Below are 18,559 nucleotides of genomic sequence, written 5' to 3'. Positions count from 1 at the left end.
ACTGATGTTTGCCTAGTCATAACGCTCTCCCTCGCTTTACTCGATGAAAAACCAGCTTTCGAAATTCCCCCCGGGGCGACTGTTACCCGATGTCCAGAGTTGATGGCGGGCTTCTGCACATGGAAGAGTTGGTGGCAAGTTGCATGGGGCGATATCCTGGTTTCGATAATTTTCGAGTTGAGGCACCAGTCCCCCGACATGCTCGGCATCGATCGGGCGACAACAGGAATCCAGAATAAAATTACCGCGGATAAGGATCAGTATTCGATCCCCTCTGTCAAGGTGTTCGCCAGAATCGTCACGATATTTAAAAGAGTTGATCAAGCCGGCGTCTGGTTTGTCCACAAAACTACCTTCTATATGGGTAATCGCCCCCCGTAGGCCGCTTCCGCCTCGGTAGCACAAAATATCTACCACACCGGGCTGGAGTGTTTCCGCATAAACCGGCTTTGAAAACGTCACTTCTATGCCATCGGTACGCCCGCTGCCGGAGCTGCTATAGCGCTTGGTGCCGAGGACGTCTTTGGCTTTATCCGAGGTGTAAGTGGCGCCGTGTACCCAGCTGATCCCGGTAATCACGGTAGCCTGATAAAGGCTGAGGCCGTGCCTTGGGCGCCAGTCGATATCCTGAAGTGTGATGGAACGAGTTGGATCCCAGTGGATATGGGCCAGCACGACGCAACAATTTTCACAAGTCTCGCAACAATTGTTACAACGCTTATCCGGTTCAAGAGGCGTGAGACTGATATGGAATTTGAAGCTTTCTTGCGTACGCCCGTACACACATTTGGAAACTGGGGCGCAGGCGTCCGTCATCATGGGACGCGAGGGGTAGGTTGGCTGTTCGCAGTAACACAGGGCAAGTTCCACCAAGATGTCATTACACCTGGCCTTGTGGTTCTGCCTGATCTGACCCATCTGCTCCGCGGATAACAGTGACCATAGATCAAGTCGTTGCGGCTGGTGTACGATAATTTCGCGTCCTTCGCAGTCAACTGCCCAACCGCAGTTGACCAGAATTTGGGCCGGGACCGGTTCGTCTCTGGGATAGCAGTCTGGCAGTTGCTCCAAGCGACGTTGTAAAGATTCTTTTTCCGACTGTAACTGTTTCAATTTTGGCTGAGCATTTTCATCCTTCTCTTCTTGCTTCTGGGGGGGCTGTAAGCGCTCGATCTCCCCATCGATAGCGGCTACGGCTTCTTCCATTTCCCCTCGCTGACGGTGGATGCCGGTATCACAATCTTCCTGACTGGGCAGCGGCTCCACTTCCAGACCGCAGACAATGCCATAGCCATGAAAACAGCGGTTGTGAAGACGCAATTTTTCCCGGAAATAACTCTGTTCAGTTTGAAAATCGGCAACACCTAACGCCTGACCAAAATAAAAATTAAGTCGTTCAAAATTCGGCAGAGAAGTACAGGCTTGCGTCTTTGCTGATGATCGTGCGGTCATATCCTTCATGCTTCCTCCCAATTAACTTTAATCCCGCCTGAATGCGTCGCAGAGAATTCTCAGACTATTTATCTCAATGTCCCCTTAACACTCACTGCCGCACCCTGTCCCAACCTTAACCCTTGGCCAGATTCCCCTCGCGCCGCTGATAACACTGTTTCTCGCCCCAGGCTAAGTTCCTGCTCGCCAGTTGGCAATACGGAAGGCGCAAAGGGTTTAAAGACAGTGTCGATGCCCAGGCTGATCGGTCTGCCTAAAATAAAAGCGTTACCAGCTCCTCGCAGCGTCACCACTGTATGAGCGGGTTTTTGTGCATCGATCAGTTGTTGCAGGCGTTTTACGGACTGGGTATTCAGTACCATGGGGACGAGCACAATAAAGCGATGGGCTAATGCGTTAAACGGATCCCGGTCGGGGTTGCCAAAACTTCGCAGCGGAGCCTTGGATAACTGGGAGTGCCCTAAACGAAAACGCCAGACGGAGCGGCCGAACAAGCGCGTTCCACCATTCAGCCGGATTCCGCCAACCGCTCCCCAAGGTCGCTCGAGCGGCGGTTCTTGAATTATCGGGTCCACATCAAAAACCAAGTGGATAGCCGTGCGCATACCGTCGACAGTGCCGCGCATGCGGTAAAGTTTTGGTGCAGCTTGCAGAATACGCCGGCGGCGCCCGGCGTCCCAGCTCGGATCCATTGCGATATCGAGAAAAAGGCCTAGCCATGGCAGGAGGGATTCAGGCACGCCGTCGCTGTCCAGCAACGCCGGCAATCGCTCGATGGCACTATCGATATTTTCAAGAAAGGCGTCAAACAGGGACAAAAAGCGTTCCGTAAAATCCTCTGTTTCGGGGTTTTCTCGATAAATGGAAGGCAATTGGTCGAGACTGGTCTGTCTGGGAAAATCGAAGCGTAGCCGTTGTACACGCGGGGTTCGTAAACCGTCTCCCGTCAAGCGGATGCGTAGAAACAGATAGCGCCCCGGCGGTTGCCGGACCAGAAAATCGTCGCTGTTCAGTACCGCTTCCTGCCAGTCCGCGGGGTGAGGCACTCCGGGAGCAAAGGTACTCCACTCCCCTGCCGCCACTCCCTGCGGCGTAGGATTCGATTGTTCATTGGTGGAAACCGCTATGGCTACCGTGGTACCCGAAGGCATGTCCGCATCCATACGTACCCGATGCCACCGACAACGCGGGATGCCGCTATCTATGGCCAAAGTTAAAATCTGGCCTTGCTTGACAAATAGCGGAGATATAGTAACTATAGGCGGCGAATCCAGCGGACGGCCATACCAGGAAAAACAAGTGCCGCAGCTCGGTTTATTATCTGGATCCCTGTCATCTTCAAAACAAAAACCCTCATCTGTTACCTGTCCAAGTCCACTTGGTTTGAAAGCCTGCTGTAATTCAGCCAGTGTTGCCTTGTTGAACTTACTGCCGTTCTGATTCGCGCACCAAAGTCTGTAATACCCATTTGGCCCTTTAACAGCGATCCAGACACGATATTTTTCATCCACCGCCAAACGATCGACTGCTCCGCGTGCCTCAGGCGGCAGAGCCACCCCAAAGGGACCAAGATCAACTCCTGCCAGATCCAGGCACCGTAAAATTCCCATCTGCTCATCCACCACTAGCCATTCGCCCCAGCCGGTATAGGCAATGGCACCAGGTTGACTGAATGGCACCTGACCAAGTTGCCGGCAGTCCCCGTTCGCAAAGAAAAAGATTGATCTGGCGGTACTGTCAGTAACGGCAATACGGTGAGGGGAGACGGCCAACGCACGGGCATATTGAAGTCCAGTGCGAGCGCCCGGTTGGGGCTCTGCCCAGCAGGGTTCGCATACGCCTCTCTTAAGCAAACGAGAATGTGGTGGACCGGGCGTTACCAAATACCATTCACAAGTGCCACAGCTTTTTGCCAACCGCGATGGCGGAAACCATAGCGAAAGAGCAGACTCGCTGAGACTGTCATCCGCATTAGTGACTGGTTGCAATTGCAAGCCAGTAACCGAGTTTAATCCAGCTAGCCCTTCTACCGTCTCCTCATCCCAACCAACGAGGTAATTGAGCAGACGAAATCGAGACAGATTTGGAGTGCAGTTCATAAGACTGCCTCCCGCAACTCATGAATGTCCGGCCAGAGCAAACTATGGAGAGGCGTCAAATAGTCGGTGCAGGCCGGCAGGGTTTCACCATCAACGATGAAGTTGAGTGTAGACACAGCTTCCAAACCATCTACCCGCATGAGCAAACGCCGCGTCAGGGTGTTGTGATGCACTGTGCCACCAAATGGCCAACCCTGCCCCTGCTCACCGCCATAAATCGGGTCGAGAAATTCGTCCAGCTCTTTCAGAGTCTGACGAATCACATTGCCTTTGTCGGCAAGGAGGGCAATTACCAGGGATGCCCGGACGCCGACGCGGTGGAACTGGGGGGCCGCCGCTACTACTTCGATGCCCGCCGGGGCAAGAGATTCAGAGAGGTAACGGCTAACGGCATCGAGGCTGCCTTGGTCTGGATAGGGCGGTCCTTCGACACGTGGAGGCCCCAGGAGAAAAACACTGACCGTGCCAGGTGCTCTCGCACTATTAAAGCCAGCGTGCAAACCGGACACCGCATACGCACGGCGAATATCGGCTCCGGGAGCCTGAAGCGCCAAGAGCGAGTAATCCGCAGTGGCGACGGCGCGCCCTCTGGCGCGGATCTGCTGTGGCCCGCGCAGAAGTGTTTGTTCGAGATTTTCCTGGTCTCGGCCGCCGCTGGCCGGTAATGGGTTGCTAACTCCCACGAGGAATGGAGCGGAAGAAACCAGACCAGTGATTTGTTCCGCATCCACCGCTCCAGCAAGCCCGGTTGCCACCTGGTAACGTTCTGCCACCACATGGCGAAACCCCCTAGGTAATTTGGCGCCATGTATCCCATCGCCGAACTGCAATTCACCTGTTACGGCGTCCAGCTCATACACCCGATCATCGGGACCATAAGCGTTAATGTTATCGACTTGCTGCCAGAGTATGGGGCTGACGGTGGGTTCACCGGAACTTGGTCGCGCTGTGGAATTTACTTCACTTTCCCTAACGGTGAGTCGCAAGGAGCCAGCCAGTATCTGTTTTTGACTGAGTCGGAGCCGCCGCCCACCGCTGTCAGGGACATATTCCAGGACTTCGTTGCGCATGGTTCTGGCAGCTACAGCCGCTACGAAGTTCAGACGTACAAAGGCGATTGCTGGCGGGGAGGGAAATTCACCAAATACCACTTTTATACGTAACCATCGCAACGGCTTATCCGAGGGCAATCCAGCAGGGGTGCCAGCTCGCCAGCGTTTGGGAGAACGCAACTCTACGATGCCACTTTGCAACAGGCCATTGGTCTCATCCTGGATCACTTCAGCAGGTTCAAAACTGCTGCCGTCAAAAAACTCCCACCGTAAAAATGGCTGTGGCAAACCCGTAACAGGTTCCACCCCACCCGTAGCAACTGCCGATGGTGCGCCCGATTGCGCAGATAATTGAATTCCGAGGGAGATACTAGGTTTGGGCTCGATACCCATATTTAAGCCCAGCAACAAGGCTGAACCCTGCCTGGGATTGGCGCCGAAGGCTAGTTCTGCATTGCTGGGATCGCTACCACCTAGCTCCACCTCATAAAAGCGCTTACCCTCTTGTACAAAACTAAGCTTAATCGCACCCGGCGCGGCAAACAGACTGCGCTCTGTTTCAAAAATAACGGTCGCGCCCGAGCTATCAGCGGGGCTGGCGGAAACCTGAAAGCCTTCCGCTACCAATACGGACTGCGGCGCAGCATCGGACACGGTAAACGCCAATAACGCGCGTGCGGGTCGGGCCGGTGTCGGCGCTATTGCCGCCACACGCAGATATTCGATCAAGGTTTTTTCCGGCAGCCGATTAAGCCGATGAACCAGCGGTTCAGCCAGCTCAGCATGGAGTTTTAGCAATGCGAAGCCAGCATCTCCTTCCTGGATATTGGTCCACTCCGATGTGAAGTTCGCTACTTTGGCGGCCACATCCTGACGGATAAAAAGCCGGCCTCCTTTCAACAACAAAGGCGGCCTCGCTGAACCGGGGAGTATTGTATTGATCGACTCACGGCCCCACCACACCGCGCTCATCTCAAACCTCCTTGCATCGCCGGGGTTCGGTCGAAGCTGAACGATACCTGCTGTAAATATACAAGTTCGTGCGCTCCGATAGTTACATCGCGGCAGTCTTCAAAAATAGTGCTTGAATCCAGGGCAATCGCGACACGCTTGACGACATTACCGACGTCGAGCTGCTGTTGAATCTGTTTGATTAAAGCCGTGGGGCGCAAGGTGCCACCAAACGGCCAGCCATCCCCTTGATCACCCCCGATCAAGGGGTCCAGATATTCGGTGAGCCTTAGCGCCATATTCGTTTGCAAATCCGCCTCGCTGGCAAAAATTCCCTGGAATTCAACCAGTAATCGTACAGCGCGATAAGGCGCTGTACGGACATATGCTTCAGTGGTGAGCAGACGCCGGGTATCAATTTGCCGCGCTACTTCGGCTAAGGCGCCGGGGTCTGTTTGCGGTGCCAGAATCGCTTCCCCTGTTGCAAAAAGGGCGGTGTTTCGCGGCACACGCGGTACTATAAAAATGGTGATGGCACCGGCAACTGGATGACAAGGAAAACCTGGATGAAAACCAACAGCCGCATGTGCGCGGGCGATAGCAATGCCCGGCGTGGTCTTCGCTAACCATTCAAAATCTTCGGATGTTACCGCACGCTCGGGTCGCCATAGATCGCGCCCCATTCGAGCTTTGGCTTCTGCCAGGGTTTCCGCCTCGGTGCCGCCAATACCGACAACTGGATTCAGAGGCTGAAAATCTGTTGCCGGTGAAACCCAGATCAATTCACCGACATTACCCTGGCTACCACCCCCAGCCGAATAACATAATTGAGCCCAAGGCTCGATACCCCCCTCAAGGACTGGTATCCGTCCCCGCAAACCATCGCCAAACAATAGCCGTTTGCGCTGTCTGTCGACTACGAATACCCGGTCCTCGGGTCCATGGTGATAAAAATGATCCGTGAGCCGCCACTCATGCCACTCATCGGCATTCTCGCGGAAACGCAGACGCACCGACTTTTCGAGCGGCTCCGGTTTGTCGAGGGGCAGTTGCAGAATCTGACCGGGCAATCGTAGCCAATTAGCCAATTGGGGTTTTATCGTCGACCAGTCCATCTCGACAGAGAGCGCATGTCGAGCAAGAGCTGCATTGGGAATGATGCGGCGCAACTGTGGTGGCGCGGAATAGGTGCAGGCCTCACAGGTAACCCAAATGGCATAGCCTAAGCCGCTTGCCGACGTCGCTATCGGTTTCCAATCCGCAGGGATCTTGATGCGTACCAATCCGGAACGCCGTAGACCACCTGTGCCATCCTCAAGCTGCTCGGAGCCGAACGCTTTTCTGGAACCGCCACCGATACTATAATGCCACTTAAGTACAGCTGGCACCTCCGCCAGCAGGTGTCGACGACTCCATTCTGGAGCAATGAAGTCATTGATCCAGATCGGCGGCTCACTCGATTGCGCACGGTTATCTGAATGACCGGCTCCCGAATCAATCTGAACCCATGCCAAATCGCAACTGCCATCCACAAAGCCCTTTCCACTCATCTGACCGCGTATGTAACCTGTCTGCGTAGTTCGATCGAACCACTGAATATCATTCGGCAAAGGTGCCCATTCAGGCGCTATGGCTGTATCAGTATCCAAATCAAGAAACACGTTGAAGTTGCCATTGAATTCATCAGCTACCAAGTGCCGGTCCAACCAGAGGATAAGTTGCAGTTCTGCGGCACGGCCGTTCGCTGGAAACAGGGATACCAGGCGGCCCGCACGTAAATCGGCGCTGCGATCATCGTACGCGGTAATTAATTCAATTCTCGGTTTCGCGCCACCAATAGGTAGCACCGTAACGGGCTCCATAGTAGTAAAGGGCAACAGTAACGCGTGATCGCGAGGAAAAAAAACGGTTCCAGCGCTTATTTGCCGTGGCAAACCGTCTTCCATGGAGTGAAAGGCCAACAAAGTATTTGCGCTGGTTGCGGCGAACGGTGCATCATCAAGCAACGCCAAGATGGCCCGCATCAGCGGATCCGGAACCTGATCCAGCCAGTACAGGCGCTGTTCAAATAGATACGCAAACAGTTCGAGTAGGGTAACACCGGGGTCAAGCGGTCCATGCATTGTCCACTCCCCATTGGAGTCGGCAATGATACGTGCGCGAATGGTATCAACCATTTGGGACCACGTGAAATCGTCAAGTTGCAGTGGTTGCAGGCTCATAGCCAGCGGTCCTCTGAGGCAAAATCAATACCGAGATAAAAAGGAAAGACCAAATTACCTCGAGCATTACTGCCGCGAATTTTGTAAGCAACATTGACCACAATGCGATTCTCGCCTCCCGTCGTTGCTTCTGCCGCCACGGCTGTTAATTCAACTCTCGGTTCCCAATCGCGTACGGCTTCACGTATGCTGGTTTCCAGTAAACGGAGATATTTAATACTACCGGGCGTGAACACGAAACTCGGAGCCTTACACCCCAGACCCGGCCGCATTACTCGCTCACCTAATACAGTCATAAGCAATATTCTCAGTGACTGCTCGACATGTGCTTCACCTTCCGTATACCCTATCCCACCCGTGGCATTTGGCTGAATCGGAAAGGCAAAACCGCGGCCAAGGAAATTCGCGCTCATTCTGGACATCCTCCCAGCCCGTCAACAATCTGCTGCACGGTGGCAACGACTTCTTCCAAAGTGCTTAAAGTCTGATTCAATGCCTCCGTATCTTTTGCATTCCCCAGCGCTGGTAATTTAATCGCCTGGACACCCGCGATGCTCATAAAAGGTCCGGCCAAATCCAGAATTGCCTGAAGGGGTTCGAAGCCTTGCATCAAATGGCCGATAGAAGTCAATACATTTTCCTGGGCGCATTCCAGAGAAGTAATCAATTCAGGATTAGGATTTTCAGTGGCCTTCGCTTTTTCCAACTTGATGCTGAGGCCACTCATCAATTCAAGAGAGGTTTTCAGTGACCCGATTAAACAATTCAAAGCTTTCAGGATTAAACAGAGAATATCTCTGACAAAAGGAATCATTCCGGCCGGCGTGAGCATTAAAAAACAAGGAGCCAGATCAGCCACAGCCTCAACGATTTCTTTGATAATCGCCGGCGTCGGGGGCGGACTGGTAATCGCGTCACTTAGAGGTTTGAGGAGTTTAAGAATTTTAAGCACACACTCCATGCTGCCCATCAGTGGTGCGACCTGCAGCATCAGACTAAATGTGAGCGAACAATCATTGGGAATATTCTGTCCGGCATTGTTTAATGACGATAAAGTCAATCCGGATGGTAATGTCACGGTTAATTTCTTGGGTTCCGGCAACCTTAGGTCCACGCACTTCGGCGCACTAAGGGTTTCGCGCAGCTTGTCAGGTACCGGTATATCTACATTAGCCATAACGTTAACTTGACGTTTAAATCGTATTCGGGTTCGGTGCCACTACCCGTCCATTTATGGTGATTACCGAGCCTTCCAGCTCTAGAACACCGCTGGTTTTGATAGACATAGTGCCGTTGGTGGAGAGGGTGATGGAATCGCCATTGGAGTTTTCCACCACAACAGCACCTACCGCCCCAGAATCCTCAGGGTCCAGCATGCTGATGCGATGTCCGGTGGGTGTCTGAATCCGATAATGCCGAACATGGGTATCCAGATCAGTGCCGGTTCCGGGTGGCTTGTCCTGACCGTTGTAGAGGCCCCCTAAAACCACTGGCAAACGCATATCACCGTGAATAAATGCAACCAATACTTCACTTTTAATTTTCGGAATAAAAAAAGCACCGTGATTCGGGCCAGCGAAAAACTGCAGAACACGGCACCATTCACTTTCCATTTGGTCGTTAAACCACGGGTAGGTGAGCTTGACCATGCCGTCGTTCCGCACGTCAGTCACCAGAGCTTCGGCAACGCCGTAAAAGCGCCGATCGGTACTACGTGATCGCGGGGGCTGATTACTCATTATGCCTGCCCTCTGCTGAGGCCTTCATACATACGCCGCACCTCGAACTGCGTTTTGAAACCGTTGTTGTCAAGGCTGTGTTCAACTTTTTTCACGTAATAGTCGCCGTCAAATCGCGATCCCAAACCAGACAGCGCCAGGTTGTCCCCGGGACGCAAATCCGGCAGGCCGATAATCTGGCCTGTTGCAGTGATGTAGCGATAGGCCCGCTCCAGCAGTAAACTTTTTGCCAATTCAAAAGCTTCCTGGTGGCTGGTAACCGGCGCATCCACCACCACGTCACTTTTCTGCTGGGATCGTTGTGATGCGTGAGGGCCGCTGTTTCCAGCTAGAGCATTTCGTGGCAGGTCATCTGGACCCGCACTGGCGACAATAGCCTGCTTGGTGGCCGGATCCCATCCCCGTACAGTGACTTTGCCCACTTGTTCAGAAACATTGATGGTGGGCATGAAACTCATTAGATTTTCGCCCCAACGCAAAGCAAAATTTCTAACCCTGCCGCTATCTCTACCATCGGTAGGTCGAATGAAATACAGAGTGGTTTCGGAAGACTCCGGCTCTGTCAGCAGGAAACAGTCAAAGTCAATACGTTTCGCCCGTTCCATTAGGAACTGGGCGTCATCCTGGTTTTTCTGCACAACTTCGGCATGAGTTTCGCCCCCACGAGTGACCTCAACCTTGAGGTTGTTGCGCAAAGCAATAATTTCGGCGATTTGCCAATCCGTTTTATTGGTATATTTTGTTTCTTCACCTTGTTCAGGTCGCCGGTTTTTTAATCGGAACATACCGTCCAGGCCGCTTATCGTGACCGTTGAAGCACCTTGCTGAGGAAACTTTGGTGCCATGCTGGTAATTTGACCACTCATCATGGATACCAGACGGTCCGCGTAACCCATTTTGATATGCACCTGCCGACCCATGTCGAACGTGCTGTTGTCACTGTGTTTAAAACCGAGCACGCCCTGGTCCGGATTTGCAATGGTGAGATCAAAACTTGTCATGTTGTCCATGTCCATGTTCACTTTGATGCTCAGAATATCGGCAATGGTTTGAGGCGACAGATCCTCCCCATCGATTTCAATGTGAAAACCGGGTGCGTAATAGTCGGTATGCGGTAGTCCGGATAGTTGGATGGGCGTCTGCATTGGATTAACGCAAGCGTGGCAGATTCAATACATGACCCGGCTCCAAACGGCGGGGATCTTCAATTCCGTTATTGCGGGCAATCTCACGCCACCGGGTCACATCGTTGTAAGCTAGAGCGGCGATACTGGCCAGGGTATCCCCCCGCCGCACCACGTGGCTTTTTTCCACATCGGGCGAAAATCTCGGCCGCTCTGATACCTGATCTTCCACAGTGCGATATTCCTTTAATACCAGATTGAGTTTTGCACGAATTGGAATACCTTCGGCCGTGAATAGCACGTAAGTGATATTCAGACTTTCCACAACGCCTTTAAAGATTTCTCCGTCCCAGACAAAACGTACAATAGGCGGCGCATGTGTTTCACTTTTGATGTTCATCAAATGACGCAACTTATTGGTATATCGCGTACGCACATCCTCCAACGTGTCTGACGTATCCACTATTAATTCCGCGCTCAGTTTTTCCGCTGCGCCATGTACGTATTGAATTGGTGGAGTCTCCAACCCGGGAATGACCATATCGGCAAAATTGTTGGTTTTTTGCAGCTGGTACTCGGTAGGATTGAAGCGTAATGGAATAATCGGGTCCTCTTCACCGCTGGGTACGAGTATTTCCAGAATCGCTTTACCGCTATCCGGACCCGTACTATTGCTCGGTGTTAACATCACAAGTCTCCTTCCTGATAGCTGTCGCCCAACATTTGATCCCGGCGCAAACGCTGCCTGAGAGCTTGTTGTTGCTCCTGAGCTTGAGCCCATTCATTGATAAAGCGAGCAAAGTATCGTGCGAAAACCTGTGCATCGTCCTCGCCACTTACATCAAATTGCACTTCCAGATTTTCTATGGAAATCATTAGCTGAATACCTCCACGACTGTGTCTATTGCATTGCCGATATCAAAGATGCCACCGGCAAGAGTCAATCCTTGGTGCACAATTTCCAGACTTTCCACTGCTACCCCATTTTCCATAGCATTGAGATCCGGACCCCTCCAGCCGGATGCGAGTCCGCCGCGAAATTCCCAGGCCATCACTCTCTCTCCATGGTGATCTAGCAGAATAATCGAACCGTCGCGTCGCGCGCCAAGTGATTGGCTCAAGCCAATTTGATACCATTGCCACAAAATGGGGTTGCGCATAAAACCTTGTTTTAAAGTGATGGTGTTCCAGCTATGGCGCAGCGGTAATTGGTGTACAAAGTCATTAACACCCCCTTCCGGATAAGCGGTAACTTCCAGTTTTCCGCCCAACCCATTGGCTTCCTGAAATGCGCCGGCGCCAACTTCCGGCAACAGACGCGCTTGTTGCGGAGGTAAATAAGCATCGGCTTTATCCAGAGTGACAATAAACCGAAATACGGGTAGTAAATCCGTCACGGGTTGATTACCTCCAGGCGGCCCTCGCGGCTCATAGCGATACGTAGAGTTATAAACTCCATGGGTACGGCTGGCGCCAATTGAATATCGCAGTGCACCTGACCGAGATCCTGTAAATTCACGGGGTTATTGGACTCATCGCAGATGACACGGAAAGCTTGTTCCGGCCTTTCACCTTTTAACGCGCCGGCACGATAGGCCTGCAGTAAAACGGTGGTAATCGCGCGCACTAGCACTAGCCATAGACGTGGGCCGTTGTCGCTGAACACCAGGGGATCCGCTACCCGACGAATCGAACGCACCAAGCGATGAATCAAACGGCGATGCGCTAGGTAAAGCCCTTCAGGATTGGATTTCGGGTCTGCGAGGGTACGTCCACCCCAGACTTCCATCCCACGCCCCTGGCCGCAGCGCAAAGGATTTAACCCGCTTTCTACCAGACTCGCCTGTTCAAAAGCGTTGTAGACTTGACTGGTGTCGACAGCGTCAAACAAAGCAGCATTTGCTGGTGTATGATGGGCGCCACGCTCGCGATCCAGCCGGCTGATCAAGCCTGCAACATGTCCTACCGGCGGCACTCGACGTAAGGGTTCAATCACTCCGCCCGTAGGATTTTTAACATCTAACCAAGGCTGATAAACCGCAACTGAGCGGGCGCTGACCGAAGCGAGTTGTGCGCGCCGACGTTCTGCCCACCCGCGGGCAGCGTTCATACCCACTTCGGACAATGGAGGTGTTACAATGATTTGACGATCCAGAGCTGCGTCGGCGCGTGCGGCGATTTGTGCCAGCAGACGATAGGAATCATTGGGCGGGTCTGGCAATCGGTACATATCAGGCAGCGTGATCAACGCAACTTCTGGCTCAGTCAGCAAGTGCTCCACGTCTGTCAGGTACTGGTTCAAATCCGCTTGCTGTTCACTGCCGTTTTGTAATTCGATTGGTCCCCAGGTCATCCGCACAGGTCCCTGGTGTGGAGTGGGTATCGGTTTATTATCGGGGACAGCCGTTATACGGATCAGATTCGATCTCTCCGCTACTTGCTGTTGCAGCAGAGCTGGTGAAACGTTCGAAAAATATTCTGGCAAACCGTACGGTGACTCCACTTTGATAGTTAACTCGGGTTTCCCTAGTCGCCCACGCAACAGATAGTTGATAGTCACTCGCGAACCATTTGCCCACTCGCCCGGACTGCTGGCTTCAATGATGTAACGAGAAGACAAAAACCCTGCAGCTGCCGGTGCGCTGGGCAGCCATTGGTGTGTGTTTGGGTCGAGATCGCCGATTTGCCAAACTGCACTCGCGCTGGAATTCCGAACTCCAAGTACTCTAACTACATAAGCGATTTCTCCCCCGTTTTCAAAATAGCCCCGCAGGCAGAAGGGTGTATCATAAGCATGGGTTTCACCACCAAATTGATTCACGTAGTCGCGCCATCCCTCGACCCTGGTCAGCCGACCAACAGGTCCGCGCAGAGTCGATCCAATAAAACCGGCAATATCGGTGCGGAGGGTTTCGATATCCGCAGGCGTTTTTGTGGATTCGAAATACAGACCCGGCGCTTTTAAATCGATATTGGCCATATGCAATTTTTCTTATCTTAGCCCGGGATGCCTTCCTTATTTCTTCTCTCCATCGATGGACAAACCTTGGTGACAAATTTCCAGCGTTTCCATGGATATCTCATTATTGGAAGCATTGAGCCCTGGACCCGTGTATTTGCAAGGCCAGGCGTCTTTGAAATTCCAACGCATCACCTCATCGCCTTTTTCATCAAGCAGTGCTATGTTGCCGTCAGTTCGTTGCACTTCGCCTTTCATTGCGGTACGGATCCAATCCCAAAAACGGAGATCGCCAGTGGAACCCCGCTTGAGCGTGATATTAGTAAATTTTTTCAACCCCGGAATCTTGCGTACGGTGATATCTTCGTTGCCATTGCGGTATTCGATGGGACTTACTTCTGTCTCCAGACCAGAAGCTTCGCTGAAGGCACCGTGCATATCCTTTCCGTCGTTATTGACCCCGCTGATGGTGACAAGAAAGTTATAACCCCCGTAAGGATCGGGACGAATAATGTTAGGCATCGTTAACTCCTCATGATGTGTCTTTAAAAAAAGAGCCTTTAATAAACCATTTCGTAAAATCTCAGGTTGTTAATTCAACCGTTTTTTGTTGAATACGGAAAATTACAAACTCAGCAGGTTTCACCGGAGCGATGCCCACTTCGCAAATCAATCGTCCGGCATCGATATCCGCAGGGGTCATTGTTTCCGGTCCACAGCGCACAAAGAAAGCCTGCTCCTCCGCGTTGCCCAGTAAGGCCCCGCTGCGCCAAACAGTGACGAGAAAGTTGGTTACCACCTGCCGCACCCTGGCCCAGGTGGAGAAGTCGTTAGGTTCGAAAACGACCCACTGGGTACCTTCGTCAATGGACTCCTCGACAAAAAGGAATAGCCGACGCACGTTGATGTAACGCCATAGCGGGTCGCTGGAAAGCGTTCTGGCGCCCCAGACACGAATTCCACGGCGATCGGCGCGAAAGTCACGAATCACATTAATCCCGCGAGGATTTAAAATATCGTGTGCACCTTTGTCGACGGTAAATTCGAGTGGTTTACGGGTGCTGTTAATATCGCGGTTAATAATGTCGCGCACTACTTCGTTCGCTGGCGCCTTATGCACACCTCGCTCACGGTCGGTGCGCGCAAAAATGCCGGCCACATGACCCCCTGGTGGCACCAGCAGAGTATCCCGTGTTCGCGAGTTGAATACTCTTACCCATGGATAATAAATTGCGGCATAAGACGTATCTCGCGGTGGAAAAATGTTTTGCACATTACCCTGACTGCTGGGGTACTGTAGAATCGCAAAGCGGTCGCGTAAACGTTCGCATTGTGTGACAACCGCATTCATCAATCGGTTTTGGTTGGCCGCGTCCAATACAGGATGTGCTTCGTCTGGTACACAGAGCAAAGCGATCTCATCGATGATTTCAAGCCCTGCAAGACCGGTGCGCTGATCTGGTGTTAAAGCAGGATTACCTTCATACTCAGTTGCAGTTATCGGGTTGGAGCCGTCATCACCCGCCTGACCGGTTAAACGGCTGAAGGCGGCATTATTGGGCCGGGCAGGCGCTGCTGCTGGCGCTGTCCACTGTGCCGTCACCAGTGTGGAATTGGCGGTGATGCGGTTGATGAAATAATTGCCGTCGGTTGGTTCGAAAGTTAGGTCGTCGTAGTTTTCAATGATATCCGGGTCAACTCGGTTGGGATTGCCAATGTTATCGGGATGGAGTGGATCGACAAACGGGTTGGGGGCCTTACGAAAATACAAGATTGTAATTTTAAAACCTACGGGTGCTCCGGCCGAATCGGTGCGGGTGCTATCCTCTATTCGTACGTATAACCTATCACCCCAAACTCCGGGGCCGTTAGCGGCGATACGCACGTTTTGTCCTGCGTCCGTAGTAGGAAAATCCATAGAGGCTATGGTGGAATCACTGCGGGCGACACGGGAAATAAATAAGCGTTGGCCCCCATTTTCAAAAAAGCCTCTGACAGAATAGGGCAAGAATGAAATGCTTTCGTCTATGACATCGCCGAACCACCGAACATAATCACCCCAACTGGTAGTAAGTTTTGGCGTGGTAGGTCCACGCTCCGTTAATCCGACAAACCCGGCGGTGCTTGTACCGACACCCTGGATGGGGCGGGGCCCCGCTGGGACTTCTTCAACGTAAACACCTGGACTTAGATATTCTTGCATGGCATTTTCCTCGCGCTTACATAATGGTGAAAAAATGACTCTTTGATAAATCAGCGGGTAGATTAATCGTGATACTGTCGCTCCGAGCAGTGCGGTAATCTAGAGCGTCCAGCAGCACGGATGTGGTTAGAATCGGCCACCGCAGCGGCAAGGAAAACACTCCCCGTTCATCGGTTAGCACCCTTTCACGCACTCCCTCGCTCACCTCTACATTAGCAACCGGATCACCGGCAGCATCCCGCACAACCCCGTGGACTACCCGCACATGATTTGAGTAGTTGTAGTTTGCGCTAGGTAGCATCAACACGGTTTGTGGGTGCGTCGGGACTACCGCTGCCGGCGTGGAATCGTCATAGGGATGAACATCAAATTCAATACCATCGCCACTCCGTAAGTATTCAGGCCTGTAAAAGCTGGAACGCAACAGAATCCGGTGGCGCAGAATCCCTTGAGTTGTCGCCTGCGCACTACGTCCCAGAGCTGGGTAAGAAATAACACCGCCGGGAGTTACGACTGGATCACGTTTCAGCAGATGCCAAACGGCAGATCCGTCCTGGTATTCCAGGTCCGAATAGACCGGATATTGAGGCGGTTTACCCGTGAATTCGTCTATTAGGAAAAGCCCGACGTGGCTGTACAAAAGCCATTGCTCTTTGGGGATCGAGCGCCACCTCATATGCTTACTTCCCCTGCTGCCGGTATTAAATTTCGAGACCGAATCGGAATGCGTCGTTCACTAGCATTGGAGTCGATATTGATCACCCGAACATCAAAAGTAACTGAAAGCCGATAAGGCCTTTGCACAGCGTGCCAGACACGTGTCTGCTCTTCCAAAGTTAATCTCGCGAGCTTTAATTTGATTGCTTCACTCGTGCCCGCCAATCCTCCTCGTAACTGTGGACCGCTTAATATTGCGTCATCATATAAAACTTGCAAAGCTCGCCCCATGATCCTGTGGTCAGTAAGCCGATCACCGCTCCAAGGAGTCAGCAGATAACGTAATATCAATGGGATTCCCGGCCGAGTCATTGTCAGATCCGGGGGTACATAAGAACGTACCGGAGGCCTGTTTCTTAACGTAGCATCTTCGACAACCTCGAATAAAAAAATCGTCATTCGGGCGGGTGCCGTAGAGATACTGCCTTGTAAGTCGTGGATTTCGGCAACAGGGGATGGGGCAGGTACTAGAATGCTCAAAGCATCAGTCAATACGGACTGCAAAGTTTCGGAAACGTCTGAGATAACAGATGAATCAGGCATTTTTCACATCCAGAACATCAACACTTTATGTTGAGCAAGAAAGATGCCAAGAATACTGACAATAAATATGCTTATGTTTCCTGCTATTACGTCTTCTTTAAAACATCATCGAAAATAATTAGGAGATTTGCATCCTAAAAATAGGATTAATTGAACCTGGATCCCGAAACTGAAAGGGGCTAGCACGGATTTGCAAGTACTGAGGAATCACTCTTGGATGAGCAGCAGATTCGGCAGTTGATTAGCTACCTCATCAAGGAGGTACACCTGATTTTAGTGAGCAGCATCTCGTTGGCAAGATGCAGCTGGCGAAGAACCAAGACTTCAGAATTGGTTGTTGCACCTGGCCTATGTGCAGCGCACTTGGGGATTCGGATTGTGTTTTCTGTGGCTACGCAACGGCAAGGGGCATGGCTGGCGATGGATTTCATGCACGACGCTTATCGGATGGCCGGCTTTCGCGCTTTTAACGTGATCGATGACTTCAATCGCGAGGGGCTTAGGGAATCGAGGTTGATGTATTGTTGCTTTCTGTCCAAACCACCCAGCCTCTTGAGCACATTATTGGAAGAGCCAAAAGCGCTACGGCTGGATAACGGGTCGGAATACATCAGCCATCAATTCCGGCAGTGGATCGAAGACCGGGGTATCAAGTTATGGTTTATCCAACCCGTCGAGCCTGCGCAAAATGCCATGTAGAGTGGGTCAATGCACAGTCCGACAAGAATGGCGATCACGCCATCTTCCAATCGATTGCACATGCCCAGCAACCGCTACCCAATAGTTATGGCGCTACAACGACTGGAAGACCAAATACCACCATTGGCGGGGGTAACATCCTCAGAAATTAGCAATGGTGCTTGAGCACTAGTCATATTAATAAGCCTTGAGCTCAGGAAGTTTATCATCGGTAGTTGCGATAAAAGTTTGAATCAGCGCCTCAGTCCTGCCAACGCCATCTCCGTACCAAATAAGGCTACACACCGTTGCGTTGGCACGATCCCCATTGATCTGTTGTTACGCTGCATCCAGATAACCCGTCGTGTCATAACGTATTGCCTCGAAAGCATGTTGCTCGTGCGGCGGATAAGCGAATCGACAGTCAAGAATCGACAGTCAAGAATCGACAGTCAAGCCTGCAGAGCAGGCAATGAAAACCTTGTGGGTATTGAAAGCATAGTTGCAACGGCAGTAAGCCTGGCTCTTGATACAGTCATTTTTCCAGGCCCTATCGAGTCATTCCTCGTCAACCTCCCGTAAACGGTGGTTTTTCAGAGAGCTTGAAAAACGGGATGGCTTAGTCCCAACCTGACTAAAAACACCTACGAAAACTGTCTCCTGAAATTAACTCTCGGAAAAGCTATAAATACGATGAGTTTGTAGTAGCCCCCAATTGAACCGGACACAGATGCACTGATGACAGGAGATAGGCATATGCCTGGTGCTATGCATAGTGCTTCGGGTTTTGAACGTATTGAAGTAGTAACCGGTGTTGAGC

The 18,559-nt window shown here is 52.0% G+C and carries 17 protein-coding genes; 1 reads left to right on the top strand and 16 read right to left on the bottom strand.

The window, feature by feature from the left end:
- Window positions 1-36 precede the first annotated feature (36 nt).
- From AC52W5_RS02390 to AC52W5_RS02315, 16 genes are all read right to left on the bottom strand, one after another.
- Complete coding sequence (locus tag AC52W5_RS02390) at window positions 37-1,461, bottom strand: hypothetical protein (RefSeq protein ID WP_495669833.1); 1,425 nt, start codon at window positions 1,459-1,461, stop codon at window positions 37-39.
- 59 nt (window positions 1,462-1,520) lie between these two features.
- A complete protein-coding gene (locus tag AC52W5_RS02385) occupies window positions 1,521-3,131 on the bottom strand; it encodes a phage tail protein (RefSeq protein WP_495669832.1) in 1,611 nt (536 codons plus the stop codon).
- A gap of 416 nt (window positions 3,132-3,547) precedes the next feature.
- Window positions 3,548-5,575 (bottom strand): putative baseplate assembly protein, encoded by a 2,028-nt coding sequence (locus AC52W5_RS02380; RefSeq protein WP_495669831.1) that lies wholly within the window; start codon window positions 5,573-5,575, stop codon window positions 3,548-3,550.
- Complete coding sequence (locus tag AC52W5_RS02375; RefSeq protein ID WP_495669830.1) at window positions 5,572-7,776, bottom strand: baseplate J/gp47 family protein; 2,205 nt, start codon at window positions 7,774-7,776, stop codon at window positions 5,572-5,574. The genes AC52W5_RS02380 and AC52W5_RS02375 overlap by 4 nt, the downstream gene beginning before the upstream one ends.
- Window positions 7,773-8,189, bottom strand: coding sequence for a GPW/gp25 family protein (locus tag AC52W5_RS02370; RefSeq protein WP_495669829.1), 417 nt, complete (start codon window positions 8,187-8,189; stop codon window positions 7,773-7,775). The genes AC52W5_RS02375 and AC52W5_RS02370 overlap by 4 nt, the downstream gene beginning before the upstream one ends.
- Complete coding sequence (locus AC52W5_RS02365) at window positions 8,186-8,953, bottom strand: hypothetical protein (RefSeq protein WP_495669828.1); 768 nt, start codon at window positions 8,951-8,953, stop codon at window positions 8,186-8,188. The genes AC52W5_RS02370 and AC52W5_RS02365 overlap by 4 nt, the downstream gene beginning before the upstream one ends.
- A gap of 16 nt (window positions 8,954-8,969) precedes the next feature.
- Window positions 8,970-9,515, bottom strand: coding sequence for a phage baseplate assembly protein V (locus AC52W5_RS02360; protein WP_495669827.1), 546 nt, complete (start codon window positions 9,513-9,515; stop codon window positions 8,970-8,972).
- On the bottom strand, window positions 9,515-10,660 hold the full coding sequence (locus AC52W5_RS02355) for a phage late control D family protein (RefSeq protein WP_495669826.1): 1,146 nt from the start codon (window positions 10,658-10,660) through the stop codon (window positions 9,515-9,517). Before AC52W5_RS02355 ends, AC52W5_RS02360 begins: the two co-directional genes overlap by 1 nt.
- A 4-nt stretch (window positions 10,661-10,664) precedes the next feature.
- Entirely contained in the window at window positions 10,665-11,327 is a 663-nt protein-coding gene (locus AC52W5_RS02350) for a CIS tube protein (protein WP_495669825.1), read from the bottom strand.
- Window positions 11,327-11,515 (bottom strand): putative phage tail protein, encoded by a 189-nt coding sequence (locus AC52W5_RS02345; RefSeq protein WP_495669824.1) that lies wholly within the window; start codon window positions 11,513-11,515, stop codon window positions 11,327-11,329. The genes AC52W5_RS02350 and AC52W5_RS02345 overlap by 1 nt, the downstream gene beginning before the upstream one ends.
- Entirely contained in the window at window positions 11,515-12,036 is a 522-nt protein-coding gene (locus tag AC52W5_RS02340) for a phage tail protein (protein WP_495669823.1), read from the bottom strand. The genes AC52W5_RS02345 and AC52W5_RS02340 overlap by 1 nt, the downstream gene beginning before the upstream one ends.
- Entirely contained in the window at window positions 12,033-13,619 is a 1,587-nt protein-coding gene (locus AC52W5_RS02335) for a phage tail sheath subtilisin-like domain-containing protein (protein WP_495669822.1), read from the bottom strand. Before AC52W5_RS02335 ends, AC52W5_RS02340 begins: the two co-directional genes overlap by 4 nt.
- 36 nt (window positions 13,620-13,655) lie before the next feature.
- Window positions 13,656-14,120, bottom strand: coding sequence for a phage tail protein (locus AC52W5_RS02330; RefSeq protein WP_495669821.1), 465 nt, complete (start codon window positions 14,118-14,120; stop codon window positions 13,656-13,658).
- Window positions 14,121-14,181: 61 nt separating this feature from the next.
- Window positions 14,182-15,801, bottom strand: coding sequence for a phage tail sheath family protein (locus AC52W5_RS02325; RefSeq protein ID WP_495669820.1), 1,620 nt, complete (start codon window positions 15,799-15,801; stop codon window positions 14,182-14,184).
- A 16-nt stretch (window positions 15,802-15,817) separates the two neighbouring features.
- The gene (locus AC52W5_RS02320) at window positions 15,818-16,477 is read right to left on the bottom strand and encodes a hypothetical protein (protein WP_495669819.1); all 660 of its coding nucleotides are present in this window, start codon (window positions 16,475-16,477) and stop codon (window positions 15,818-15,820) included.
- Entirely contained in the window at window positions 16,474-17,061 is a 588-nt protein-coding gene (locus AC52W5_RS02315) for a Pvc16 family protein (protein ID WP_495669818.1), read from the bottom strand. The genes AC52W5_RS02320 and AC52W5_RS02315 overlap by 4 nt, the downstream gene beginning before the upstream one ends.
- A gap of 387 nt (window positions 17,062-17,448) precedes the next feature.
- Between AC52W5_RS02315 and AC52W5_RS02310 the strand changes: the two genes are divergently transcribed.
- Entirely contained in the window at window positions 17,449-17,760 is a 312-nt protein-coding gene (locus AC52W5_RS02310; protein ID WP_495669817.1) for a DDE-type integrase/transposase/recombinase, read from the top strand.
- The last annotated feature ends 799 nt before the right edge of the window (window positions 17,761-18,559 follow it).

It is taken from the genome of Nitrosospira sp. CT (assembly GCF_059489795.1).
Note: the sequence above shows the minus strand (reverse complement) of the source record. Positions and strands in the feature narration are given on the sequence as shown.